Consider the following 25,005-nt stretch of genomic DNA (forward strand, 5'->3'; position numbering starts at 1 on the left):
GAGAGGGAACATGAGTCAATTGGAGATAAGAGGTGGGCAGTACTACTTGCACGGGAAGCCTTATCGTATCATGTCGGGTGCCATACACTATTTCCGTGTTGTGCCAGAGTATTGGATGGATCGGTTGCAGAAATTGAAGGCATGCGGGTTTAATACGGTGGAAACGTACATTGCCTGGAATGTGCATGAGCCACAGGAAGGCCAATTTCAATTTGAAGGAATGGCTGACATCGTCCAGTTTATTGAGCTTGCGGGACAGCTGGACTTGCATGTCATTGTTCGACCTAGTCCTTTTATTTGTGCGGAGTGGGAATTCGGTGGATTGCCAGCATGGCTTTTGAAAGAAAGTGATATTCAGCTTCGTTGCTCGGATAAGACCTATTTAACGAAGGTAGATCGGTATTACGATGTATTAATTCCTAAGCTTGTTCCCCTGCTCTCTACAAATAGTGGGCCGATTCTGGCGGTTCAGGTGGAAAATGAATATGGAAGCTACGGCAATGATACATCCTATTTGCAATATATTCGTAATGGGTTAGTACAAAGAGGGATAGATGTGCTGCTCTTCACTTCTGACGGACCTACTGACGAGATGCTGCTCGGAGGGACGATTGAGGACGTTCATGCAACGGTCAATTTTGGATCACGTGTTGCTGAATCGTTCAGTAAATTCCGGGAGTATCGTCCGTCGGAGCCGCTTATGTGCATGGAGTTTTGGAATGGCTGGTTCGATCATTGGATGGAGCCTCATCATGTTCGCGATGGCTCGGATGTTGCAGGAGTATTGGACGAGATGCTAGCAAAGGGGGCATCCGTTAATTTCTATATGTTCCATGGCGGAACAAATTTCGGGTTCTACAGCGGCGCTAATCATATTAAGGCTTATGAACCGACGGTAACAAGCTACGACTATGATGCACCGCTTACGGAATGGGGCGATGTGACCCCAAAATATGAGGCTATTCGTGCCGTTATGGAGAAGCATGGATTCAAACCGGGTTGTCCCTTGCCCGAGCCGAAGCCGAAACGGGCTTACGGCAAAGTCCAATTGTCGGAGCGAGGGGAGCTCTTTCCTCAGTTGGATGGCATTTCGAAACCCAAGGAGAATGCATGGATCGAGCCGATGGAGAAGCTTGGACAATCTTATGGGTTTATTCTTTATTCAACATGGCTGCAAGGACCGAGGTTGGGGCAGAAGCTGCATATTCAGGAGGTAAGGGATCGAGCTCAGGTGTTCCTAGACGGCAAGCCGCTGGGGGTCGTTGAGCGCTGGAATCCGAAGCCGATAGATATTGAAGTGCCTCCCGGAGGGGCAAGACTGGACATTCTTGTGGAAAATATGGGACGAATCAATTACGGTCCGCAGCTGCGCGATACGAAGGGCATTACAGAAGGCGTGCGTATCGACAATCAATTCCTGTATAACTGGACCATCTATCTCCTTCCGATGGATGACAGCATGATGAACAAAGTGTCCTATGAGACTATGCAAAAACCAACTTTGGAGAGGGATCGCGGTCCAGCGTTCTATCGCGGATATTTCGAGGCAGAGACGGCCAGCGACACCTTTCTCCGGTTCGATGGCTGGAAGAAAGGCGTTGCGTGGATTAACGGTTTTAACTTGGGACGCTATTGGGAAGCAGGTCCTCAGCGTGCGCTGTACGTGCCGGGGCCGCTGCTTCGCAAAGGCTTAAACGAAATCATATTTTTCGAGCTGGAAGGTATTCCAGAAGTAGAAGGGCCTGTCGTTACGTTATCGGATCAGCCTGATCTCGGCGCTGCGGAAGCGATGGACGAGTCGGTGCTGAACTTTGTTAATGAAGAAGCTCAGGAAGAACGCGAATAGGGAGGGACTTCTCATGTTTTATAAAAAATTGCCTGCGCCGGTAAACGGTGGTTTCCGTATGGACGGATACTGGGTATGGTGCGGGTCGGTAGTAAAAGGTGAGGATGGGAGTTTCCATATGTTTGCTTCGCGTTGGCCCAAAACGCTGCCCATGCACCCGGGCTGGATAGCGGCTTCGGAAATCGTGAGAGCAATATCCGATACACCGGAAGGCCCATATGCTTTCCAAGAGGTTGTGCTTCCTGCAAGAGGGGCGGAATATTGGGATGGCCGCAGCACTCATAATCCGCAGATTGTGAAATACGAAGATCATTATTTATTGTACTATATGGGCTCTACACATCCGCTTCCAGAGCCTATGCTGGGCGATGGATACGGATTGGAAGATCCTAGGTGCATTGTCGGACGCGCTAACAAACGGATTGGTCTTGCGACCTCAAGGAGTGTCTTTGGTCCATGGAAAAGGCTGGACACGCCGATTTTGCCAGCACGTCCCGGGAAATTCGACAGCTTCCTTACATCGAATCCTGCACCTTGCGTTCATGACAACGGCTCTGTACTGCTCATTTACAAAGCTAGAAGGTACGAAGGTAACCAGCATGGAAAAATGACGATTGGCGCTGCATTCGCTGACCGCTACGAGGGACCCTACCATGCGCTGAGCGAGGATCCCATTTTTCCACCTGAGAACTTCCACATAGAAGATCCGTTTATTTGGAAGAACGGGGATCACTATGAATTAATCGCGAAGGATATGGATGGAACGCTATGCGGTGAAAAATATGGGGGAGTGCACGCTCATTCTAAGGACGGTCTGTCTTGGGAAATTTATGAGAAACCGCTTGCCTATTCTCGTACCATCGAAATGGATGATGGCAATATGAGAACGCTCGGCAACTTCGAACGGCCATTTTTACTGTTCCAGGACGGCAGACTGACTCATTTATTTGGAGCCGTTTCGGATGGGGAGCAGGGGTTTGGGGATGCCAAGAATACTTGGAACATGGCGATTCCTCTCAGTAATTGAGCTCTTTCACAACGACAAACTTTATGGGTAGGTAAGAAACAGGATGTCTCCAAAATCTATTTGATTTGGGGGTGTCCTGTTTTTTTGATCCCCTAGTCATAACTCGATGATAATAGCCTTACTCTACCAAACTGTACAATTCATAAAAAAACAGTACAATTGAACCTATGAGACGCTGGTACATGGATCAGGCGCAACAGCGGGCAAGCTAAGCAAGAGTCAAGTGAATTTGAAAATAAGCTGCTTATTTTGAAAACACAATATGATGATGATGATGATGAAGAGGGATGTTCCTTGATGACAAATAGCATAACGAATCCTAAGGTTGATGCATATTTAAGTAGGGCCAAAAAGTGGAAGGAAGAATCTGAGAAGTTGAGAAGTATTCTTCTTGACTGTGAGCTGACCGAGGAATATAAGTGGATGCATCCTTGTTACACGTTTCAGAATAAAAATGTAGTTTTAATACATGGATTTAAAGAATACTGTGCGCTTCTGTTTCACAAAGGTGCCTTGTTAAAAGATGCCCATGGCATCCTTGTTCAACAAACGGAGAATGTACAGGCGGCGCGCCAGATTCGGTTCACCAATATTCAAGAAATAATTGAAATGGAAACCATCTTGAAAGCCTATGTTTATGAAGCTATTGAAGTTGAAAAAGCTGGTTTGGAAGTGGTTTTAAAAAAGAATACAGAATACATTATTCCTGAAGAATTTCAAATTAAATTAGAAGAAATTCCTGACTTGAAAACTGCATTCGAAGCATTGACGCCAGGAAGGCAAAGAGCATATATCCTGCATTTTTCTGAGCCCAAACAATCCAAAACCCGAGAGTCAAGGGTTGAAAAAAATATGCAGAAAATTCTGGGTGGAAAAGGACTAAATGATTAGGGCGTGTATTAACATAAGACATAAATCCCCCTACCAACTGGTAGGGGGATTTATGTATCATGATTAGCGAATCAGATCACTCACGACTTAAAATAACGATCAATTCCATACCTGAAGCCCATGTAACTGTACATGGGCTTATTTATTAATACTGTCCCACCTCAGGGGAATAGGCAAAAATTTCTTGTAAGGGATTCGATCGTCTAGGACGGCCATTCGATGAAAAACAACTTGCGCTTATTCTTACCCACGAATTTATCCACATCAAGCGATTCGACACACTTAAAAAGTGGTTGCTTGCCGTTGGCGTGTGTGTCCATTGGTTCAACCCTTTCGTGTGGGTCATGTACATCTTTGCCAACCGTGACATCGAGCTATCTTGTGATGAAACGGTCATATGGACATTTGGGCAAAGCATGAAGCCTGCTTATGCTATGGCACTTGTGCGTTTGGAAGAAAAGAAAAGTGGATTGTCCCCAATGATAGTAATTTTTCCAAAAATCCAACTGAAGAGAGGATTATATCGATTATGAAAACCAAGAAAACCTCTATCACGACGACGCTGCTCGCTACTGTAATTGCAGCCGGTATCGTTACCGTCTTTGCTACTTCTGCACTGGACAAAACGGAAGCGGCCATAGGGTTCGACAACCCAATAGCCGAACCTATGGCAGAAAGTAAGCCTGCCTTAAACCTAGGCGAATCCAAGATAGCCTCAATGCCGATTGATTTAACTTTTACCAAATTGGATGTTCCAAAGTTGATCGATAACCTTATCGCTTCAAATTATAGGGCAGTATATATTGACAACAAGATGTATCTGCGTGTAAAGAATGATAACTCCATAATGATTAGTAAGGACAAGGGAGCAGTTTGGAAAAAATATAATACAAAAAGTGTCGACGCAACAGACTTTGCTAACTGGCTTTTGATAAATGATCCGAATCCGGGCTATTCAATAAAAGAAATGCAGAGTCGCTTGGCAAACGGGGCAGAAGTACAACATTTAGTGCTTGAAAACGGTAAGGAAATGTATTTTGTAATGGACTGGAACGGCGTACAGATTGAGCTTGTACAGGCTGAAAAAATAGCTTCGATCCTGATTGACGGTCAAAGAATGATGATTACTTCCGAGAGGCATCCCATCTCTATATCAGCTCAGATGTTGAAATCATTTTATGACTTGCTAGTTTCCAACAATATACTATCAAAAACTCAAGCAGAACAAGGTTTTTTGGAAAAAGTAAAGTATCTTAAAGAAAATGATACGATTTTTACGGTAACGAAATAAGAAGAATTACTGTACGGAGAAATAAAAATTGCTTTTCAATCATGAACGAAGCCGGGGACATTCGCCCCGGTTTTTTTACATTGTCAGACGTCCATAACGTTCGCGTTCGGCATTGTATAGTGATGGAATATGCTCTCGTTAAAAAGAAAATATGAATAAACATAATCCAATAAAGCTTATTATAGGTGAGTTGTAGTTTCTCAAATATTTTCCAACTCTCAATGTGTTAGGTGATGTTAAAATTATTGATGTTACTATAAATAAGTTTATTTTCGTTATCATAGATATCTACTGAATAACTGTTGGAATTATCTTTTAGATTTACATACCACAAATATGTATTCTGAAGATTAATGTCATCAAATATTATTTCGTCTAAATGAATGAGTGTCGCATAGTTGGTTTTATTAACTGCTATATTACCAATATTTTTATAAGAAGTTAGACCGAAATAGAATTTGTTGGTATCTTTAGTTGAATTATTAATAGCCATTGATAGTTTTTGGTTTTTATCAATTTCTAACCCAGTCCCAGAAGTATACAAATAATTTTTCCACCCAAAAATCCCCTTTTTTAACGTTGCTCCTACTACTTTATTATCATTATTTATGAAGAAGTAAAATGCTTTATTTCCGTATTCACTTCCTCCAATAATCTGTTTAATTTGCTGAAAGTCCGCTGAATTTTCTTTGCTATGTAATGCCTCGTTTATGGTTTTAAACGATAGTCTATAATCTTGAAACAAAAAAACAATTCCAAGAATCACTACAATGCTTAAATATGATTTAATTCTATTCATTTTTTCCTCCTTATCAAATTACTGTATTTCACCTAGCATCTTATTTACGAACTTCATAAAAACCCTTATGTTCAGTATTCTTGATATAACTGATTTATCCTTCCTGTAAATGTAATAAAGTGAAGTTACTGTAACCATCTATAGATGAGATTGCAGGCAAAGGAACAAAACATCCCGTGAATGCTCCCCGCAATTGATTGTGCTTCAACAAATTTCCATTGGATTTATATATACTTCGAACAAGAGGATATAATAAAATAAGGTCTGGTTAAACTATGCTTTTTAAAATAACAAAAGAGAAGGTACTGTAAATGTTAAAAAAACTTTCAAATAGAGTATACTATATGCCCCACTATTCGGAGACTGATCGTCCCGCACTCGGATTAATTTGCGGAGATGATTTTAGTGTGATCGTAGATTCTGGCAATTCACCTGCTCATGCAAGGGACTTCCTCCATCTCGTTGAACAAATGGATATTGCACCGGTGAAGTTTGTTGTTCTTACACACTGGCATTGGGATCATATTTTTGGTATGAACACGATGGGGTTATTGTCCATTAGCCATGATCAAACAAAAGAAAAGATAGAATATTTGAAAACCCTAACATGGGACGACTCTTCATTAGATTCTCGGGTAGAGTCCGGCGAAGAAATTGAGTTTTGTAGAGATATGATCAAACGCGAAATGCCGACAAGGGATCATTTGAAGTTGAAGTCGCCGAATATTTCTTTTAATAGCAAAATCGAGATGGATTTGGGTGGGGTATCCTGTATCGTTGAGCATGTTGGAGGCGTTCACGCACATGATTCGTCCATAGTATATATTCCTGGTGAAAAGGTAATGTTTCTAGGTGATTGTATCTATCAGGACTTTTATAGCGGAGAATGGAGTTATGATCAAAACGAACTTACCATCTTATTAAATAAAATAAAAAGGTATGATGTGGATTCCTATGTGACAGGGCATCAGGATCCAAAAACATATGCAGAAATGTGGAGCTTCTTGGATGAACTAACTCATATCGGAGAAATCGTGGATAAAGAGACTTCTCTGAATAAAGCTGTTGCCAGATTTAATGAGGTAAAGAAGACAACGCCTAATGAAGAGCAATTGGAGTATATCCAAAACTTTGTAAGTGGAAATCAGAAGAAATTGTGAAGAAATGAGCTTTAGAAAGAAAATTACTCAAGATTTCTTCTATTGTCACCAAACGAAAAGGCATTACCATGCGCATGTTCCTTATTGGGAACACCGTTGGTAATGCCTTTATCTAATCGTTTTACAGCATAGTAAAGGGATTAGGGAAATTTAAATCTCATTATTTAAACGTACCGAAGTAGCTCCGTTAACACCTGGGGAGTACATAGTTTGTTCAAGACGAATAACAATGGTCACCGTAATTTGATCTGATCCGGCAAAAGAAGCTAGCGGCAATTGAATTTCGGTATTCCAATCCATTATTTATGCTTATGAACCAGGTTCAAAAGAAGCGAATGCAGAATCGAAGATCTCTGTATATTGGGCGCAAATGGTTCCTAAATTGATTTTTGCTAAGAGTGATAGTGAGTTTGAAAAAGTGTATAAAGAAACAATCGAGTCTATGAAAAATCTTGGATTGCCAAGCATTGAAGCTGCTTAATTAACATATGTGGAATGCTGTATTTGCTGGTCCGGTGATTGCCTGTCACTTTCCAATCTTAAGTATTGGCGTTAAAATTAAAAATCGAGTAATATCAAGGCTACAGTCAACTATAACAGATTCTATGATAGGTTTAATCAGCGGCGATAAAATATCCATAGGGAAGTGTTAAACGATGAATTTAGAAATGGTTATGCAGGAACTTGAAGCTCTTGGCAAGGAAAGAACCAAGAAAATTTATCAATCGAATGGCGCGCACGAACCGCTTTTTGGTGTTGCTACAGGCCAAATGAAGCCCATTTTCAAAAAAACAAAAATAAATCAACCGTTGGCTGAGCAGCTTTACGCTACAGGGAACTATGACGCCATGTATTTTGCTGGAATTATTGCTGATCCAAAAGCGATGACTGAAGCAGATTTTGAGCGTTGGATCGATGGAGCATATTTTTATATGCTGTCCGATTTTGTGGTTGCGGTAACCTTGGCAGAAACAGATATTGCACAGGAAGTGGCTGATAAGTGGATAGCAAGCGGAGAAGAACTGAAAATGTCTGCGGGCTGGAGTTGTTACTGCTGGCTTTTGGGAAATCGACCAGATGATGAATTTTCCGAAAGCAAAATGGCCAATATGCTTGAAATGGTGAAAAATACAATTCATGAATCTCCCGAACGAACGAAATATGCTATGAATAATTTTATCTACACAGTAGGAGTATCCTATATAGGACTTCATGATACTGCGTTCGAAATCGCAAAGGCAGTAGGTCCGGTTGAGGTTAAGCGGGACAAGAAAAAAAGCAGCTTTTTGATCGCTTCTGAACGCATTCAAAAGGCAGTAGATAAAAGAGATCTTGGTTTCAAACGTAAACATGTAAGATGTTGAGACTTTCTTCGAAGATTGTACGGAGATAGGAAACGCAATAGTAGAGCGCTTCGCTGTACCGATTTGGTCAGAGCTTGAACCTCGCTAAGTCCACCAACAAAACAAATCACCACGTCCTTGGGGCGTGGTGATTTGTTTTGTTGGTGAAATGCCAAGGGAGAGAACCCTTAATTTGACGATCGAAAAGGTAGGTTTGGAAGGGCGCCTTTTATTTTTCTCTTTAATTGAGAATGTTTATCAATTATAATAATTGAAAAGCAATGAATGTAGGAGAGATGGTCATGAATCTGGATGAGTACATAGCCATATGGAATTACAGCGGAGTGAAAATATTCGATATCAGGCATACGGTCATGCATTCGGGTGATTGGCTGCGTAACTATCGCTTGCCTGCAAGCGGTTTTATTTACGGCGTTCGGGGCACGGCGAATCTGCTTATTGACGGCAATGTTCATCAGTCCCGCCGATTTTACCTACTGCACGGAGCGAAAGGGATGAAGCTGGATATCGAAGCGAAGGAAGAATATGAATTTTACATTATATTCTACCGGGCGAAGCTTGCATTCTCGGGATGGATTGATAGAAGGCGATTTACCAATTCCAGAAGCGGGCTCGATCTGCAATATGGGTTTGAGCCTTCAGATCCCCTAGTCATACAGAGTCTCATGTCTGCTATGAATCATAGTATGATGCAATTGGGCAGCCGTGGCAGCTTGCAAATGAAGGGTTTGTTCTATCAATTCGTCCATGAAGCCATTAAGCAGCTGGATGAAGTGAAACCAGACAACGCAGGAGCGGATATCGTAACAAGAGCGATTCGATACATGCATGAGTATTACCAGGAAGGAATATCGCTCCATTCGCTGGCAGGACGCTTGAACTATAGCCCTAGATATTTGTCCATGAAGTTCAAGCAAGAGACGGGAGCAAGCCCAATCGGTTACCTCATACGCATTCGTATTAACCATGCCAAGAAGCTGCTGCGCGAGACGGATGCCACACTGCGGGATATTGCGCATCATGTAGGCTACACGGATGAGTTTTATTTTAACCGCCAGTTCAAGAAGCAGACGGGCTACTCGCCCGGACACTATCAATCGATGGAGCGCGCAAATCGCACATCGGAAGATCGTACAATGATTAGTTCCGATTTATCCATTGGCGTACCCTCTATAAGACGTTATAGTAATGAGTATGATAATCATTATCAACAAATTACTGGAGGGTTTATCGGAATGACAAGAAACAAAAAATCGGCTTTAGTGCTGAGCGTGCTGCTCAGCTTGACATTGGTGCTCGGCGCCTGCTCTGGTGTAGGGGCGAATGCGGGAACGAACGCGAACGTGAATGCTGAGACGAATGCTTCAAATTTGACGGCAACGGCAACGCCGGCAGCTGACAAGACAAGCGAATCCTCAACGCGTACGATTTCCACGATTAAGGGAGATATTGTCGTACCGGCGGAGCCGAAGCGCGTCGTCGTATTGTATTTGCTGGGCGATGCTGTAGCGCTTGGGATCAAGCCGATCGGCATTTCGGAAGTTTATGACGGAGCTGCCTTCACGGAGCAATTGGCTGGTGTGGAAAACTTGGGGCATTGGTACGAAGCGAATCCCGAAGCCGTCATGAAGCTTGATCCGGACTTGATTATTGTCCCATCCGAGGATACGTATAACTCGCTTAAGGACATTGCTCCCACGGTCTTTATTCCTTACGATCAAATGACGACGGAAGAGCGTATGCATAAGCTGGGCGAGGTGTTCGGCAAAGAGAAGGAAGCCCAGGCGTTCATGGACGGCTTCAACAGCAAAGTTGAAGACAGTAAAGAAAAACTGCGCTCTGCCGGTTTGCTGGATAAGACGGTTACGATTATCGAAGGCGACTCGAAACAAATGATGGTTATCGAGAATTCGCAATTCGGGCGCGGCACCCAAGTTATTTATGAGTATTTGGGAATGAAAGCTCCCGAGGTGGTACAGAAGAAGCTTGAAGTATCTTCGGAAGCGACTTCGGAGACGGTGTCGATGGAAGTGCTGCCCCAATACATCGGAGATTTCGTGCTTCGTTCCTCTTATGAAGGGATGGAGGACTTCTCGAGCAATGCAGTCTGGAACAGAATCCCGGCCGTCAAAAACGGGCATATGATTGAGATCGAATTTGGCATGTTCTACTACAGCGATCTGTTCTCGCTCAACGCTCAAATCGATATTATTACGGAGATGTTGCTGACTGCGGCAGCTGGCAAGTAAGAAGATGAATATATTGAAAATAAAGCGTTCTGCTCCGTTTTTTCGGAGCAGAACCTTCTTCGTAATCTTCCTTTTATCTGGAGTGCTGCTGCTTCTGCTGGCAGCCGCGGCTTCGATCTCCTTCGGTGCGGCTAAGATGAACTTGTCGACGGCTTGGTCGGCCATTTTTGCTTTTAATCCTGATATTCTGGAGCATCAAATTATTAAGACGCTGCGATTTCCACGCACAGTAGCCGATATAATCGTCGGAATAAGTCTGTCCGTGGCGGGCGCCATCATGCAGGGAACAACTCGCAATCCGCTTGCTGATTCCGGGTTGATGGGTGTCAATTCAGGCGCTGCCTTCTCGATGGCGCTTGTGCTTGCATTTATGCCGGGCATTGGCTATACGGGATCGCTCCTTATGTGCTTTGCCGGAGCCGGTCTTGGAGCAGGCATGACTTACTTGGCCGCATCCTTGAACAAGCGCGGCATGACGCCTCAGCGTCTCGTGCTGGCAGGCATGTCCATTACGATGCTGTTCGGAGCGATGGGGACATTTCTCTCCATTCAATTCGACCTCGGTCAAGCGCTCTCCTATTGGACCTCGGGGAGCGTGGCTGGCGCTAGCTGGAACGAGTTGGCCCTCGTTGCGCCATGGTTTCTTAGCGGCTTGATTCTTGCGCTTTCTTTGTCGCCGTCCATTGCACTCTTAAGTCTAGGAGACGAGATCGCGACGAGCTTCGGCCAACGTACTACACAGGTCAAGCTGCTGTCCACGCTGGCCGTCCTGATCCTTGCCGGGTTATCGGCTGCTCTTGTTGGTCCGATAGGATTCGTTGGATTGATCGTTCCGCATATGATGCGTTACCTGATCGGCGTAGACTATAGACGGATTATACCGGCATCGGCCGTTTATGGCGGGTTATTCATGCTCGCCGCAGATTTGATCGGCCGGCTTGTGAATCGGCCGAATGAAGTAGCGCTGGGTATAGTCTTTGCTATGCTTGGAGTACCCCTCTTCTTGGTCATAGCGAGCCGTGTTAGGAGGGAGCAAGAATGAGAGAAATCGAAAGCGATATGCAGAAACAAGCAGCCGCAGAAGCTTCGAACGCCTGGCGGAGAGGCCGGAGGCGGATCTTTATCTTGGTTGCGCTGTTCATAGCACTTGTTGCTGGCGCGATCTTGAGCATGAATCTTGGCCGGATGTCAATTGGTCCGTTAGACGTCATCCGCACGCTATTCGGTTACGGCACTGACAAAAACCATCTTGTCGTATTTGACTTTCGGCTTCCGCGCATCGTATTGGCGATGCTTGTCGGTATAGGCATGGCAGCTTCGGGTACGGTGCTGCAGGGCATTCTACGCAACGACCTTGCCGATCCGGGGATGCTTGGCATAAGCGCTGGCGCGGGTTTGGCCGTCATGATCTTTATCTCAACAGTTGGGCTCGGTGGTTTATCTTCAGCCGTATTATTACCGTTGTTAGCTTTTGGTGGAGGACTGCTGTCTGCACTGCTGATTTATATGATTTCCTATCGGAGAGGTAACGCCCCATCCCCAACGAGGCTTATATTGACGGGGGTAGCGATTAATGTGGGGCTCGGTGCTATGACACTGTTCCTGACACTTAAGCTGGACAACGAAAAATTGGTTTTTGCTCAGAAATGGCAAGCCGGATACTTGTGGGGAGACGAATGGGTTTATATCGGCATTCTCGCACCTTGGGTTCTGCTTATATCAGGTTATGTATGGTTCAGATCAAGCATATTGAATACACTAGGCCTTGGTTATACGACAGCGACAGGAGTAGGCGTTCATGTTAGCAAGTCTTTCCTCACCTTGGCGCTTGCTGCTGTCGCGCTTGCTTCCGGCAGCGTTGCACTCGGAGGCTCCATCTTCTTCATCGGTCTAATCAGTCCGCATGTGGCCCGCAAGCTGGTCGGACCCGATCACAAACTGCTGCTGCCGGCTTCCGGTTTGATCGGGGGCATTATTTTACTAGCTGCGGATACGATTGTTCGGACGATCCAGTTCGGAGCCGATCAACCGGCGGGGGTATTCGTGACCATGCTGAGCGTTCCTTATTTTTTGTATTTATTGATGAGATCATCATAACGAAGGGATGGAAAGTACATATGCTACGTCGTTTTTTTGAATACTACCGCCCTTACAAGGGCTTGTTTATATTGGATTTTTCTTGCGCAATAATGGCTGCGCTGCTCGAGCTCGTATTTCCGCTGGCGCTGAACCGGGTCATTGACGATTTGCTGCCAAGCGGCAAATGGGACGCCATCCTCTATGCCTGCCTAGGGCTTCTAGGCGTCTATGTTATCAGTGCTGTCATGCATTATGTTGTTACTTTTTGGGGCCATAAGCTCGGAATTAACATTGAATCGGATATGCGCAAGAAGCTGTTCGACCGGATTCAGAAGCTAAGCTTCGGTTTTTTTGATAACAATAAGACGGGTCATCTCGTATCCCGTATGACGAATGATCTGATGGATATCGGGGAAATTGCCCATCATGGGCCGGAGGATATGTTCATCGCAGTCATGACGCTTACGGGGACGTTCGCGATAATGCTCAGTATCAACTGGCAGCTAGCCGTACTGACATTCATCATCATTCCGCTTATCGTGTACTTATCCCTATACTTCAGCCGCAAAATGTCGCGTGCGTTCGATAAGCTGTTCGCAAATATTGCTGATTACAACGCTCAGGTAGAGAACAACGTAAGTGGAATTCGTGTCGTTCAAGCTTTTTCGAACGAGAACCATGAGATTAAGCGTTTCGCGAAGCAAAACGAGAACTTCCGGCTTAATAAGTTGACTACTTATCGGATTATGGCATGGAATTCTTCGCTTAGCTTTATTTTGATGAAGCTGATCTCTCTGTTCGTAATTGTCGTTGGCGCATGGTATGTATTGGAGGATCGTATGTCTTACGGTCAGTTCATCGCTTTTGTCATGCTGTCGAACATGTTCCTGCAGCCGATTAGGCAAATTAATTCTTTTATTGAATCATTCCCGAAAGGGATTGCCGGCTTTAAGCGGTACTTGGAGCTGCTCGAGACGGAGCCGGACATTGCGGATGCGCCGGATGCCGTAGCGGTGAGCAAAGTAAGTGGCGATATCGCATTCAAAGGCGTCAGCTTCGGCTACGAGGATCGACCGGACGTAATCAAAGGGCTGGATCTGTCCGTCCAAGCTGGCGAGACGATTGCTTTGGTCGGTCCCTCAGGCGCCGGCAAAACAACATTATGCAGTTTGCTGCCAAGGTTCTACGAGGTGACGGGGGGAGCGATTACGATTGACGGCATCGATATTCGCCGGATGACGCTTGAATCGCTGCGCTCTCATATCGGGATCGTACAGCAGGATGTATTCTTGTTCGACGGTACGATTAGGGACAATATCGCTTATGGCAGATTGGACGCTTCCGAAGAGGAATTATGGGAAGCCGCCCGCAGGGCGCAGCTCGGGGAGTTGATCGCCTCCCAGCCGAATGGGATGGATACGATTATCGGAGAGAGGGGCGTAAAGCTGTCAGGTGGACAGAAGCAGCGGTTATCCATTGCTCGGATGTTCCTCAAAAATCCTTCAATTCTTATTTTGGATGAAGCGACCTCCGCGCTCGATACCGAGACGGAAGCGGCGATTCAGCTGGCATTATCGGAATTGTCGAGCGGAAGGACGACGCTCATTATCGCGCATCGACTAGCAACAATTAAGAACGCCGACCGCATCGTAGTCATTGCGGATCAGGGTGTAGCGGAGCAAGGCAAGCATGAAGAGCTGCTTAGCATGGGTGGTGCGTATAGCCGCTTGCACCGCGCATAGCGAATATATCTTTTGATCAATCACATGACGCGAGTCGAAGCCAATGAAAAAGTAGCTGGAGTAACGATCAACTAAAGACGACTCTCATCCCATTAAATGGGATGAGAGTCGTCTTTTTTTCAAATAGCGGATATGAATTCCTATAGAACAATAGTGAGCTTCGTTTTTGCCTAAATAACGGTTCCTTTTTATATGAAAATAGACTAGATGAGGTCAATAGCTCCTCTGGTCTATTTGTCGTGGTTTTGTATCTAATGATTGGCTGAATATAGATTATGTTGATCTGAAGGCAAGTAAGCCTACCATTTGCGTTCATCCTTCAAGTTCATTCCCCGATTGTTCCCTGTATGTCGAGGGGCTTTTGCCGGCTAATTTTTTAAATACGCGGCTGAAGTAAAGCGCATCCTGATAACCAACCTCTTCTCCAATCCCTTGTATGCTTAAGCTTGTATTCATGAGCAGATATTTAGCCTTTTGAATGCGAAGCTCCTGAACATAAGAGGAAATGGTAATGCCGGAATTTTTTTTAAAGACTTGGCAGAGATATTCATATTTACGCCCTGTTTCTCGTTCAATCCAGTTTCTATCAAGTGGCTTAGCGAAGTTCTCATTTAGTATAGCGATCAAGTTCCTATATGTGAAAAAGGACGCGGAGACTGCCCGATAGTGACGATCTTGCTCCAGCAAGTCATCCGCTATCGTTTCAAATAGATTTCCCAGCAACAGGCTTAATCGAAACCGGAAATAACCCGAGGGGTGGGCAAACTGATGAATAATGTTCTCGAACTGCGAGAGTATTAAATGTCGACGGTTCGGGCGGAAGCGTCGCGGTAAAAGAACTTTATCGATATTTTCGTCAAAATTGGTTCGCAAATCGCTTCGAGCATCATGGATAAAGTTAATATCTCTCCTAGTTTTCGTCCATTCCTTGAATTCCTCCAACTTTGGATCGCACTGGAATTGTATCCAGAAGAAACAACTCTCCTCCGAAATTTCTCTCCATCCGCTATGTGCCTCCCATGGCTGCAATAAGAACAACTCGCCGGATTTGAGCTCCAGCCTTTCGTTGCCGACCTGCATGTAAATAGGACCTTCAATAACTATGAGTATCTCATAATAGGGGTTGGAGTGCACCGACCGATAGAAATCGAGATTGCCCTTGTGAATACTCGCCCACTTTACATCGATTCTGGATAAACGCGCCATCGTCAAGTATTCCATGGATTCCTCCGCATTTTTATGAATTTACGGACGTTATTATTGTCCATATAATGGCTGAAATGCTTGTGCTACAATCATAGCACGAAAGTGTTTCCTGGCAAGCTTGCGAGGATAAAAATGAAGTCATAATGCTTGATAGAATGTAAGAGAAACCAAAGGAGGCGGAGTATTTTGAATATTCTAAATGAACGTGATTACTATCGAATCGTATACGGCGGATGGTTGGGGAAAAATATTGGGGGCACCCTTGGTGCACCGGTAGAAGGTGCTAAAGAGCTGCTTGCTTTGACATTTTATCCGGAGCTGCCAAATGGCCCGCTCGAGAATGATGACCTTGATCTTCAACTCGTATGGCTGCATGCTTTGGAGCAGTATGGTCCCGCTTTAACAGCTCGAGAGCTGGGGCAGGAATGGTTGGATCATATCTTTTTTCCTTTCGATGAATATGGCTACGCCTTGACCAACCTGCGGAGAGGGCTGATTCCGCCTGTTGCCGGTTCGTTCAATAATCCGTTCACCAATTGTATGGGTTCTCCTATTCGTTCTGAGATATGGGCGATGGTCGCTCCGGGTTTGCCAGAAAAAGCTGCATCTTATGCGTACCAGGATGCGATCGTCGATCATGCGGGAGGCGAAGGGGTATACGGGGAAATGTTCTTCGCCGCCCTTGAAAGCGCAATTTTCTTCGAGAAGGACCGCGACCGTCTGATTGACATCGGTATGAAGTTCATACCAACTTATAGCCGCACCTATAAAGCACTAAAAGACTTGATTTGTTGGCACCAAGAAGGGAAAAGCTGGACGGAGGCCCGATCGTTAATTCTCGAGCATCACGGCAGCGACAACTTTACAGATGCTCCCCAAAATATCGCCTTTACTATCCTTGGCTGGCTGTACGGCATTGATTTCGAGGATGCGATTCTTAAGGCGGTTAATTGTGGATATGATACCGATTGCACAGCAGCAACGCTTGGTGCAATATTGGGCATGTTGCTGGGTCCGGAAGGGCTTCCAGACAAATGGGTGAAGCCGGTTGGCGACCGTGTCGTAGTCAGTCCTCCGATCAATGGTTTCCCAGCGCCCAAAAGTTTGGATGAATTAACACTTCGTACAATTCGTATGGGCAAACAGGTTCTAGCAGCATCCGACGTTGATATTAGAGTACATCCCGACGAGCCGAGTTTCTGGGACCGACAGGAGTTTTCACTTCAAGGAATAAAGGAGCTTTGGCAAAGATCAGCGACATCCAATCATTACTTGCTGCCGCGGGGAACTTCGCAGAACACTACTCTCGAACTCATCATTGATTATGGGGCTGAAGGGCCTGCGATCGGCGCGCATCAAACGAAAACAATACAAGTCACATTACTTAATCGAGCCTCGTCCGCAATGACAGGTAAGCTTTCACTTGACCTGCCTGAGAGCTGGATGGGACCGGACGCGCTCGAAGTTGCCGTGCAGCCGAACGAGAAGATTGAATGGACCGTAGACATTACTGCTTCTGCTTCAGCAGGGGCTTATCATGAACTTGCCCTTCTCTGGACAAGGATTCACGATCATGCGGTGTGGGCAACGGAGAGAGTGGCGTTTACACTTATTGGCTCCTACCGCTGGATGGTATGGGGACCTAAGAGCAGCGAAGGTACTGAGGCGATGTTCCCGGGGAACCGCCTGGAGTGGGAAAAGGTAATGGACATTGATGTAGATGGGTGTTATAGAGCAGTAACGTCGCTCTTTAATCCATCAGAACGGCAAGTCAGACTCATTGCGGCAGCGAACGCTCCCATTCAACTAAAGCTTAATGGGAAGATCATCATAGACTGCAAGCAAACGCCTGAATTTATGCCTGCCTATCACCGTGCGCCTAATGATCAGTGGATTGAGTTAACGCTTGCGGCTGGAAGTTATGAATTGGATGTGTCAGCATGGAAGAATGGTGTCCCTCTCCAAGTTTATATCTTGCCTGTAGCGACCATGAAAACGACAGATCCTGGCCCTTGCTACTATTATACTGACATGCTGTTCGGAGTGTAGAAATGAGAATGGACGCCCACCAGTATAAATGGAACGATAGAGAGGGAGTAATTGGGGGATCTAAATGAAAATAGAACTATGGCCAGAAGGCGCTCCTTGCGCGCTTGGGAATCATCTGGAAGATCGTCCTGCCATCACTGCGTATCTCGTAGAGAAGAAAGGAAGCAAACAACCGGCAGTTGTTGTTCTTCCCGGAGGAGCCTATCATTCACATGCCCCCCATGAAGGAGAACCTATCGCGAGATGGCTGAATACACTTGGAATCGCTGCTTTTGTCCTAGAATATCGGGTGACTCCCTATAAGCATCCTGTACCTTTGATGGACGCGAAGCGGGCGCTTCGTTTGATAAGGTCCAGGACAGAGACTTGGAATATTGATTCGACCAGACTGGGGGTACTTGGATTTTCTGCGGGAGGGCATTTGGCATCTAGCGTTGGCATTCAATATGATAGTGGCGATATGAATGCTATTGACGCAGTGGACAGATTCAGTAGCCGCCCCGATTTTATGATTCTATGCTACCCAGTCATAACTATGGGCGAGTTCGGGCATGTCGGCTCTCGGCTTCATCTGCTTGGCGAGAGTCCAACGAGTGAATCTATTCAGCTAATGTCCAGTGAAAGGCAAGTCACGAAGAATACACCGCCAACTTTTTTGTGGCATACGTCCGATGATCCAGCAGTCCCTGTCGAAAATGCGCTTCTGTTTGCCGCAGCTCTTAGCCGCTGCAAAGTTCCGTTTGAGTTGCATTCATATCAAACCGGCTGCCATGGTTTGGGATTAGCGGAAAGTCACCCGGAGGCCCAGACTTGGCCTGATCTATGTTCCCGCTGGTTGAAGCGTATAGGTGTCACTATTTAACATCGATAGGAGCGTGACGGAATGAAAGCTATAGCTGAGACCTGCAAGCCAGGGGAATGCCGAATCCAGATGTTTGATCTGAACGGCAAGGAGACTGGAAAGATAGGCATTCCGGATATGAATCCGGCGGATGGATTTCTAATTCGAGTGACTGACGATAGCCGCACATGGCATATTTTGCTCGATACAGGTAAGAAAGGGCAAGGATCGGCGGTTATTATCCCATGGTTGCGTCAGGCCGGCATCACACGCTTGGATGCCATCATTTTGTCTCATTTTCATTATGATCATTTCGGAGGAATGATCGACTTGCTCGGTGATCCCGAGTTGCATGTGGAAGAATTCATTTATGCGCCGATTGATGAAGAGCTTATCGAACGCGGCGATGCTGGAGAGCTGAATAGGTCGCTGTGGCAGGAGTGCCGTCAGGCCATGGAAGCGTCGGAATGCCGACTTACCGCGCTTGATGGACGTCATCGCGGTCATAGATTTACTTTTGGGGAAAAGCTGGGCTTAACGGTGCTGGCGGTTCCTAATCCTTCAGTCGGGGCGGACGAACCAGTGGTAAACCTGAACAATTTGAATTTGATTCTCATGCTGGACTATGGCCGCTTCAAAGCGCTGTTTCCGGGTGACTGCGGGACGGCTCAAACCGCTGCTTTGCTTCAGCCAGGCTGGAGGGAAAGGATAGCGAATATTTGTCTGCTAAAAGCGGCCCATCATGGAGGAGACGAATCGACGACTCCTGAGCTCATCGAACTGTGTAATCCGCGTCTAGTATGGATTTCTTGTAACGAGACTGTTGTCGAGCATCGACCGTCGTTTGTGGAAAATTTGCATCGATTTACGAGAAAGGGCGCGCGCGTCGTTCGCGGAGATTGGGACAATGATGCGGTGCTGGTTACGGATGGAATGATGGTTGTTTGCAGTACGCATGGAGACGGTAATATGACGTCAACCTATTCGTTAATAATAGAAGGAGAAGGCGAATGAACAAGTGGGAGTGGTTCCTGCAGATGGAAGCGGCATTGTTTGATCTTGACGGCTCCCTTTATTACGGAGAGCAGCCTGCGGAGGGAGCCACGGAATTACTTCATCTGCTGAATGCGAAGGGACTCCAGATAGCCTTTGTCACCAACAATTCGACGCATACGGCGGTGGAAGTGGCTGCCAAGCTGCGCCGTATGTCGCTGTCAGCTTTGCCTGATCAGGTCATAACGGCTACTGAAGCGTGCAGCCGATATGTGCTTGAACGAATGGGGCGCTGCGAGGTGAAAATCATCGGCAGCGAGGCATTGGCGGCGAGCTTTCGCAACCAAGGTTTTGAAGTTGTGCCAATGGAATCAGCGTTGCTTCCGCAATGCGTCATTGTGGGGAGAGATATTGCCTTTACATACGCGAAGCTGGAGGAGGCTGTCCGTTGCATTGATCTTGGCGCCAGACTGATCGTGGCTAATTCCGATGTATCGCATCCCGGGATAGGGGGGCGCCTCGTGCCCGAGACAGGGGCGCTGGCGGCAGCTATTATCGCGACGGTCGGGGGAACGCAAGCGGAATATGCGGGCAAGCCGGGCGACCTCATGTTCCGGATGGCCATGGAGCTTTGCGGCTCCACGGCGGCAACGACCGTGATGATCGGGGACAATCCGTCTACCGATATTGTCGGAGCGAGGAACGTCGGTATGAGGGCGGTTTGGATCAGCAATGGGAGAGCTGGAGACAGCTCTCTTTCTGCGTGTAGTAAGGGCGTAGAGGACGACGTTTGCACAGTCGCCAATATTGGGGAATTGCTGCAGCTAGTTGCGCAATGAACGGATTATGCTGCGGTATTGATTTTTGACAACGGTTACTGTAAAATCGTGGCACTTAGACGGAAGTTACGGCTGACGATCTGTCGACTCCTGGGGGATGATATCACCATGTATAGTCTTCTTATTGTAGATGATGAAATTTATGCGGTTAACGGGCTCAAGGACGGGCTCGACTGGTCTATCATGGGTTTTACTGCCGTTTATGAAGCCTACGACAGCACGATGGCTCGTGATCGGATCGGTTCCACGCCGATTGACGTTATGATTTGCGATATCGAGATGCCTGGAAGCAGTGGTTTGGAATTGCTTGAGTGGGTAAATGATCAAGGATATTCGATGGAGACAATCTTTCTGACATGCCATTCCGAGTTTGTTTATGCGCAGAAGGCGTTGCAGCTTGGAAGCCTGAACTATTTGGTCAAGCCGGTCAGTTTTGTGGAATTGGAAAGCATTATTATGAGAGCGCTTCAAAACCGAGTGCAGGAGCAGGAAGCGAGCTATGTTCAGAAAGAGTACCACAAGTATCTGCAATTATGGGAAGCCAGGAAACCGATGATGCTCGAACGATTCTGGCAGGAATTGCTTGATCATCGTAATCAGCCTGCTGATGGCTGGATCGATCGTGAGCTGGCCGGCTACGAAACAGATTTGTCGAAGGAGTCACGTGTTTTTCCAATTCTGGTCAACATCGAACGGTGGCATAAGGAGATTGATACCCGAGACGAAATCATCATGGAATATGCTCTTCGCTGCGCAGCGAAGGAAATTATGCTGAAAGATGGGGAAGGCATTGTATTCGAGGATCGGGAAGGTATGATGGTGATATTAGCCTATGGCGGTGGAAAGCGGGCCTTTCAGGAATGGAAGGCGGTTTGCGATACGTTCGTCAAGGCATGTAAATCTTATTTTTACAGCACGGTAATCTGTTATTTGGGGAAGGAAACGGATATTCGGCATTTGCGGTCCATGTACAGGGCTCTTCTGTATGAGGAGCAAAACAATGTAAGGCGTGACTCCCAGATTGTTTGCCATATCGAGGATCCATATGCTCGGACGGAGACGTCTGTTATGCTGCCCGATTTCTACGAATGGGCCGAATTGTTGGAGACCGAAGACCCCGGTCTTTTGATTGGGCGAATACGCGACTATTTTACACAGATTGAGAAGGAAGCGGGCATCACGGCGGAATCCTTGCATCGCTTTTATGAAGGATTGCTGCAAATGCTGCACTATCTGCTCCATAAGAATCGTGCGGCAGCCACACAGCTTCAGGGCGGCAGGCTGCCGGACAAACATGCAGCAGCCCTGTCGCTCAGTTCAATGCGAGCATGGGCAGAAATGGCGGTAACCGCATATGCAGAGGCGATACAATCTGGATTGGAGGCTGAATCGCCAATCGACAAGGCCAAGCGTTTTATCAACGAACGGCTGAAGGAAGAGATTAGTCGGGAGCAGATTGCAGACTATATATATTTGAACCCCGGTTATTTGTCCCGACTGTTCAAGAAGGAGACGGGTGAATCGCTGTCGGATTACATTTTGCGGAAACGGATGGCTCTGGCAAAGCGCGAATTGACGCACAATGATGAGCCGATTAGCAAGGTCGCACGGTCGCTAGGCTATAACAGTCTGTCGTATTTCGGCAAATCGTTTAAGCGGTTCTACGGCATGAATCCGCAGGATTTCCGTAATGGCGCCGCTGAGCCGGAAAGGCTCGAACCATGAAGCACAGACGATCGCTTGGTTTCAAGCTATCGGTCGTGTTTGCGGCTGCAGCCTTGCCATTATTGCTCTTTCTTATCTATATTAACCGTTATGCAATGGATGTTGTAAGGGCGCAGGTGGCTGAATCACAGCAGAGCTTGCTCAGCATGCACGCGAACGACATGGATTCGAAGCTAACCCAGATCAATCATTATTTGCTCGGCTCGGCATTCCAGCATGCGGGTATTACTTCGCTCATGCTCAATGAGCCCGACAGTGATGAATATACGCTAACGAGAATTCAAGTGCTGAATCAGATGAACAAGGATATAGCCAATTATAAAAACGTGGAGATGCTCTTTGTATATGCAACGCAGAACGAGGATCTGTTGACGACGGAACCCGGGCTTAACGTATCCAAGATGATTAGGGATGAACTTGCGGATGTCATGCGATCGAGCGATAAGAGGACCATTTACCTGCAAAGCTGGCAAGTAATCGAGTTGAGAGGTTCGCTGTGGTTGATGCGGCTTGAGCAGAACGACTTCAATGTCTATACGGGCGCACTGATCAGCGCGTCCACATTGATGGAGCCCATACAAAACGTCATGGCTGAAGGTGAAGGGGCAGGGCAAGTGCTTCTTCTGAATGAAACAGGCGAATTGCTGCACTCCGTTCCGTCCGCTTCGCAAGAAGCAGCCAAAGGACTTCATCTGGCGAAAATATCCGGAAAGCTGTACGATTCGATACTCGTAGAAGGCGAGAAGATGCTTGTCGTAGAAAAAGACTCCATCCAGTCGGATATGCGGCTTGTTGCGCTGCTTCCGGAGTCTCGGCTGCTGCAGCGGCTGGTAACGTTTCAGACGATCATCAATCTGATGCCGTTTGCCGCCGCCATCTTGCTCTTTCTGCTGCTGTTTTTCCTCAGGAGGGTTGTGCTAAAACCGATTGTTCAATTGGTACGGGGCATGAGGAAAATCAAGGACGGCGATCTGGCCTATCGTTTGGAGCATTCCGCGACCATGGAATTTGAATGGATCACAGGGAACTTCAATGAGATGGTTTCAGAAATCAAAGATTTGAAAATTCATGTGTACGAGGAGCAGCTAAGACTGAGCAAGGCGGAGATCAGGCAGCTTCAATTGCAGATTCACCCACATTTTCTGCTGAATTCCCTGAATGTCGTCTTCCATCTTATACAATCCGGTGAAATCAAACTTGCGCAGCGTATGATCCGTTATATAATGGATTATTTCCGGTTTGTCACACGCTCCGCGGTTGCAATTGTCCGCATGGAGGATGAAATTCAACATATTGTAACGTACCTGGAAATTCAGAAAATGAGATTTCCTCAGTTCCTTGATTTCGAGGTTGATGTAGACGACAAACTGAAGGATGCCTCGCTGCCGGCTGTGTTGTTCCAGCCCTTTGTCGAAAACGCGATCATTCATGGGTTTCGTATTCGCCGTCATCGCTTTCTCATCCGAATTTCCGTAGAGTCCGATCCCGAGCAGACCGATGGAGGGCTGATGATCCGTATTATGGACAATGGTACGGGATTTGAGGACGATCAGTTGAAAGCGTTCGCCAATGCTTCTTTTAAGCATGATCAGGAGCATCTGGGCATCGGCAATGTGTATGAAAGACTGCGTATGCACTACGGAGCGCGTGCAAAGCTTCTTTTCGGCAACAGGCCGGAGGGAGGCGCCGATGTTACAATGCGGATACCACTCCAGATCCATGTCGATTAAATAATGTCAAGATGACGCCCCCGATTGGGCTTTACCCGATCGCGGGGTTTTTTTGAAATATAGGAAAGTATAAGTTTCATTCTTATACTCATGCCTATATTTTTACGCGAAACCGAGCGTCCTTATATTAGGACGACGAAGTCGTTTCTTCTTACGCAAGGGCTTACAGGTGTGGGAGTAACAATAGTGCTATCGGAGGTGACATTTGTTCTAGTGGTTTTCACTTATGATGGATTCAGAGAGAAAAGGAGTGAGCCACGAATGCCAAAGACGTTAAGCAAGCACAGGTCCTTATGGATCATGGTGCTGCCGGGTTTGATTTATTTGTTCATCAATAACTATCTTCCGATGTTTGGCAGCATTATTGCATTTAAAGACTTTAATTATACGGACGGTCTTTGGGGAAGTGCTTGGGCGGGATTCGAGAACTTCAGATTTCTGTTCGGGACCAAAGATGCTTACATCATTACGAGAAATACATTGCTGTACAATGCGGTATTTATCGTATTCAACCTGATCTTCGCCTTGGCAGTTGCGCTGCTGCTTAACGAAATCAGAAAGCGAGTAATGCAGAGCTTCTATCAAAGCGTGCTTCTGCTACCCTACCTCATTTCTTTCAGTATCGTCGGCTACCTTGTATATAGTTTTCTAAGCATGGAATACGGATTCATCAATTCGGCTGTACTTTCAAAGCTAGGTCTGGCTCCGATTTCCTGGTACATGGAGTCCAAGTACTGGCCGTACATTCTTGTGCTTGTAAACGCATGGAAATATATCGGCTACTCCAGCATCATTTATTTTGCGGCGATGACAGGAATTAGCCAGGAATATTATGAGGCAGCCAGACTTGATGGGGCAAATCGCTGGAAACAAATGACCCAAATCACGCTGCCGCTCATCAAGCCGGTTATTATCGTGCTGACGCTGCTTAACGTCGGCCGCATTTTCTACGCCGATTTCGGATTATTCTACCAGGTGACGCTGAATACTGGCATATTACTGCCAACGACGAACGTGATCGATACGTATGTGTACAGGGCGCTAATTCAAAGCGGTGATATCGGCATGTCGTCCGCCGCAGGTTTGTTCCAGTCGGCTGTAGGATTTCTGCTCGTTTTTACCGCCAATCTGCTAATACGGAAATTTGATAGAGAGAGCGCGTTGTTTTGACGCG

Annotated in this window: 20 protein-coding genes; 17 read left to right on the plus strand and 3 right to left on the minus strand. The window is 46.3% G+C overall.

Annotated elements, in window-relative coordinates; genetic code table 11:
* Nucleotides 1-10 precede the first annotated feature (10 nt).
* The 4 genes from AC0YOD_RS00285 to AC0YOD_RS00300 all read left to right on the plus strand — a co-directional run bounded on the left by AC0YOD_RS00285 (nt 11) and on the right by AC0YOD_RS00300 (nt 4,297).
* Nucleotides 11-1,846, plus strand: a complete 1,836-nt coding sequence (locus tag AC0YOD_RS00285) for a beta-galactosidase (protein WP_475797264.1) — start codon at nt 11-13, stop codon at nt 1,844-1,846.
* A gap of 13 nt (nt 1,847-1,859) precedes the next feature.
* Complete coding sequence (locus tag AC0YOD_RS00290) at nt 1,860-2,873, plus strand: glycoside hydrolase family protein (protein ID WP_475797265.1); 1,014 nt, start codon at nt 1,860-1,862, stop codon at nt 2,871-2,873.
* A gap of 297 nt (nt 2,874-3,170) precedes the next feature.
* The gene (locus AC0YOD_RS00295) at nt 3,171-3,764 is read left to right on the plus strand and encodes a YdeI/OmpD-associated family protein (protein WP_475798315.1); all 594 of its coding nucleotides are present in this window, start codon (nt 3,171-3,173) and stop codon (nt 3,762-3,764) included.
* A gap of 263 nt (nt 3,765-4,027) precedes the next feature.
* A complete protein-coding gene (locus AC0YOD_RS00300; RefSeq protein WP_475798316.1) occupies nt 4,028-4,297 on the plus strand; it encodes a M56 family metallopeptidase in 270 nt (89 codons plus the stop codon).
* Between the two features lie 984 nt (nt 4,298-5,281).
* On the opposite strand, the gene AC0YOD_RS00305 is transcribed toward AC0YOD_RS00300, so the two are convergent.
* Nucleotides 5,282-5,854, minus strand: a complete 573-nt coding sequence (locus AC0YOD_RS00305) for a hypothetical protein (RefSeq protein ID WP_475797266.1) — start codon at nt 5,852-5,854, stop codon at nt 5,282-5,284.
* Nucleotides 5,855-6,165: 311 nt separating this feature from the next.
* Here AC0YOD_RS00305 and AC0YOD_RS00310 point away from each other — a divergent pair, with 311 nt between their 5' ends.
* Complete coding sequence (locus AC0YOD_RS00310; RefSeq protein ID WP_475797267.1) at nt 6,166-7,014, plus strand: MBL fold metallo-hydrolase; 849 nt, start codon at nt 6,166-6,168, stop codon at nt 7,012-7,014.
* 150 nt (nt 7,015-7,164) lie between these two features.
* On the opposite strand, the gene AC0YOD_RS00315 is transcribed toward AC0YOD_RS00310, so the two are convergent.
* The gene (locus tag AC0YOD_RS00315) at nt 7,165-7,314 is read right to left on the minus strand and encodes a hypothetical protein (RefSeq protein ID WP_475797268.1); all 150 of its coding nucleotides are present in this window, start codon (nt 7,312-7,314) and stop codon (nt 7,165-7,167) included.
* A 356-nt stretch (nt 7,315-7,670) separates the two neighbouring features.
* On the opposite strand from AC0YOD_RS00315, the gene AC0YOD_RS00320 reads away from it, so the two are divergent.
* From AC0YOD_RS00320 to AC0YOD_RS00340, 5 genes are all read left to right on the plus strand, one after another.
* Nucleotides 7,671-8,378, plus strand: a complete 708-nt coding sequence (locus AC0YOD_RS00320) for a DNA alkylation repair protein (protein WP_475797269.1) — start codon at nt 7,671-7,673, stop codon at nt 8,376-8,378.
* A 281-nt stretch (nt 8,379-8,659) separates the two neighbouring features.
* A complete protein-coding gene (locus tag AC0YOD_RS00325; RefSeq protein WP_475797270.1) occupies nt 8,660-10,627 on the plus strand; it encodes an AraC family transcriptional regulator in 1,968 nt (655 codons plus the stop codon).
* A 4-nt stretch (nt 10,628-10,631) separates the two neighbouring features.
* Complete coding sequence (locus AC0YOD_RS00330) at nt 10,632-11,669, plus strand: FecCD family ABC transporter permease (protein ID WP_475797271.1); 1,038 nt, start codon at nt 10,632-10,634, stop codon at nt 11,667-11,669.
* Complete coding sequence (locus AC0YOD_RS00335; RefSeq protein ID WP_475797272.1) at nt 11,666-12,724, plus strand: FecCD family ABC transporter permease; 1,059 nt, start codon at nt 11,666-11,668, stop codon at nt 12,722-12,724. The genes AC0YOD_RS00330 and AC0YOD_RS00335 overlap by 4 nt, the downstream gene beginning before the upstream one ends.
* 20 nt (nt 12,725-12,744) lie before the next feature.
* Nucleotides 12,745-14,448 (plus strand): ABC transporter ATP-binding protein, encoded by a 1,704-nt coding sequence (locus tag AC0YOD_RS00340; protein WP_475797273.1) that lies wholly within the window; start codon nt 12,745-12,747, stop codon nt 14,446-14,448.
* 312 nt (nt 14,449-14,760) lie between these two features.
* On the opposite strand, the gene AC0YOD_RS00345 is transcribed toward AC0YOD_RS00340, so the two are convergent.
* Complete coding sequence (locus tag AC0YOD_RS00345) at nt 14,761-15,669, minus strand: AraC family transcriptional regulator (RefSeq protein WP_475797274.1); 909 nt, start codon at nt 15,667-15,669, stop codon at nt 14,761-14,763.
* A 171-nt stretch (nt 15,670-15,840) separates the two neighbouring features.
* Here AC0YOD_RS00345 and AC0YOD_RS00350 point away from each other — a divergent pair, with 171 nt between their 5' ends.
* From AC0YOD_RS00350 to AC0YOD_RS00380, 7 genes are all read left to right on the plus strand, one after another.
* Nucleotides 15,841-17,703, plus strand: coding sequence for an ADP-ribosylglycohydrolase family protein (locus AC0YOD_RS00350; RefSeq protein ID WP_475797275.1), 1,863 nt, complete (start codon nt 15,841-15,843; stop codon nt 17,701-17,703).
* 64 nt (nt 17,704-17,767) lie between these two features.
* Nucleotides 17,768-18,565, plus strand: a complete 798-nt coding sequence (locus AC0YOD_RS00355; RefSeq protein WP_475797276.1) for an alpha/beta hydrolase — start codon at nt 17,768-17,770, stop codon at nt 18,563-18,565.
* A gap of 21 nt (nt 18,566-18,586) precedes the next feature.
* Nucleotides 18,587-19,558 (plus strand): ComEC/Rec2 family competence protein, encoded by a 972-nt coding sequence (locus AC0YOD_RS00360; protein WP_475797277.1) that lies wholly within the window; start codon nt 18,587-18,589, stop codon nt 19,556-19,558.
* 23 nt (nt 19,559-19,581) lie between these two features.
* The gene (locus AC0YOD_RS00365; RefSeq protein ID WP_475798317.1) at nt 19,582-20,376 is read left to right on the plus strand and encodes an HAD-IIA family hydrolase; all 795 of its coding nucleotides are present in this window, start codon (nt 19,582-19,584) and stop codon (nt 20,374-20,376) included.
* Nucleotides 20,377-20,484: 108 nt separating this feature from the next.
* On the plus strand, nt 20,485-22,101 hold the full coding sequence (locus AC0YOD_RS00370) for a helix-turn-helix domain-containing protein (protein WP_475797278.1): 1,617 nt from the start codon (nt 20,485-20,487) through the stop codon (nt 22,099-22,101).
* Nucleotides 22,098-23,831: a sensor histidine kinase gene (locus AC0YOD_RS00375; RefSeq protein ID WP_475797279.1), complete on the plus strand. Its 1,734-nt coding sequence runs from the start codon at nt 22,098-22,100 to the stop codon at nt 23,829-23,831. Before AC0YOD_RS00370 ends, AC0YOD_RS00375 begins: the two co-directional genes overlap by 4 nt.
* 261 nt (nt 23,832-24,092) lie before the next feature.
* Nucleotides 24,093-25,001, plus strand: coding sequence for an ABC transporter permease (locus AC0YOD_RS00380; protein ID WP_475797280.1), 909 nt, complete (start codon nt 24,093-24,095; stop codon nt 24,999-25,001).
* Nucleotides 25,002-25,005: the final 4 nt, after the last annotated feature.

It is taken from the genome of Paenibacillus sp. J31P13 (assembly GCF_056269295.1).

What these genes read in the sequence shown, in the direction of transcription:
- AC0YOD_RS00320 (WP_475797269.1), top strand. Translation starts at nt 7,671, where the DNA reads ATGAATTTAGAAATGGTTATGCAGGAACTTGAAGCTCTTGGCAAGGAA.
- AC0YOD_RS00355 (WP_475797276.1), top strand. Translation starts at nt 17,768, where the DNA reads ATGAAAATAGAACTATGGCCAGAAGGCGCTCCTTGCGCGCTTGGGAAT.
- AC0YOD_RS00330 (WP_475797271.1), top strand. Translation starts at nt 10,632, where the DNA reads ATGAATATATTGAAAATAAAGCGTTCTGCTCCGTTTTTTCGGAGCAGA.
- AC0YOD_RS00345 (WP_475797274.1), bottom strand. Translation starts at nt 15,669, where the DNA reads ATGGAATACTTGACGATGGCGCGTTTATCCAGAATCGATGTAAAGTGG.
- AC0YOD_RS00305 (WP_475797266.1), bottom strand. Translation starts at nt 5,854, where the DNA reads ATGAATAGAATTAAATCATATTTAAGCATTGTAGTGATTCTTGGAATT.
- AC0YOD_RS00315 (WP_475797268.1), bottom strand. Translation starts at nt 7,314, where the DNA reads ATGGATTGGAATACCGAAATTCAATTGCCGCTAGCTTCTTTTGCCGGA.
- AC0YOD_RS00295 (WP_475798315.1), top strand. Translation starts at nt 3,171, where the DNA reads ATGACAAATAGCATAACGAATCCTAAGGTTGATGCATATTTAAGTAGG.
- AC0YOD_RS00375 (WP_475797279.1), top strand. Translation starts at nt 22,098, where the DNA reads ATGAAGCACAGACGATCGCTTGGTTTCAAGCTATCGGTCGTGTTTGCG.
- AC0YOD_RS00365 (WP_475798317.1), top strand. Translation starts at nt 19,582, where the DNA reads ATGGAAGCGGCATTGTTTGATCTTGACGGCTCCCTTTATTACGGAGAG.
- AC0YOD_RS00380 (WP_475797280.1), top strand. Translation starts at nt 24,093, where the DNA reads ATGCCAAAGACGTTAAGCAAGCACAGGTCCTTATGGATCATGGTGCTG.
- AC0YOD_RS00335 (WP_475797272.1), top strand. Translation starts at nt 11,666, where the DNA reads ATGAGAGAAATCGAAAGCGATATGCAGAAACAAGCAGCCGCAGAAGCT.
- AC0YOD_RS00310 (WP_475797267.1), top strand. Translation starts at nt 6,166, where the DNA reads ATGTTAAAAAAACTTTCAAATAGAGTATACTATATGCCCCACTATTCG.
- AC0YOD_RS00370 (WP_475797278.1), top strand. Translation starts at nt 20,485, where the DNA reads ATGTATAGTCTTCTTATTGTAGATGATGAAATTTATGCGGTTAACGGG.
- AC0YOD_RS00325 (WP_475797270.1), top strand. Translation starts at nt 8,660, where the DNA reads ATGAATCTGGATGAGTACATAGCCATATGGAATTACAGCGGAGTGAAA.
- AC0YOD_RS00340 (WP_475797273.1), top strand. Translation starts at nt 12,745, where the DNA reads ATGCTACGTCGTTTTTTTGAATACTACCGCCCTTACAAGGGCTTGTTT.
- AC0YOD_RS00360 (WP_475797277.1), top strand. Translation starts at nt 18,587, where the DNA reads ATGAAAGCTATAGCTGAGACCTGCAAGCCAGGGGAATGCCGAATCCAG.
- AC0YOD_RS00290 (WP_475797265.1), top strand. Translation starts at nt 1,860, where the DNA reads ATGTTTTATAAAAAATTGCCTGCGCCGGTAAACGGTGGTTTCCGTATG.
- AC0YOD_RS00285 (WP_475797264.1), top strand. Translation starts at nt 11, where the DNA reads ATGAGTCAATTGGAGATAAGAGGTGGGCAGTACTACTTGCACGGGAAG.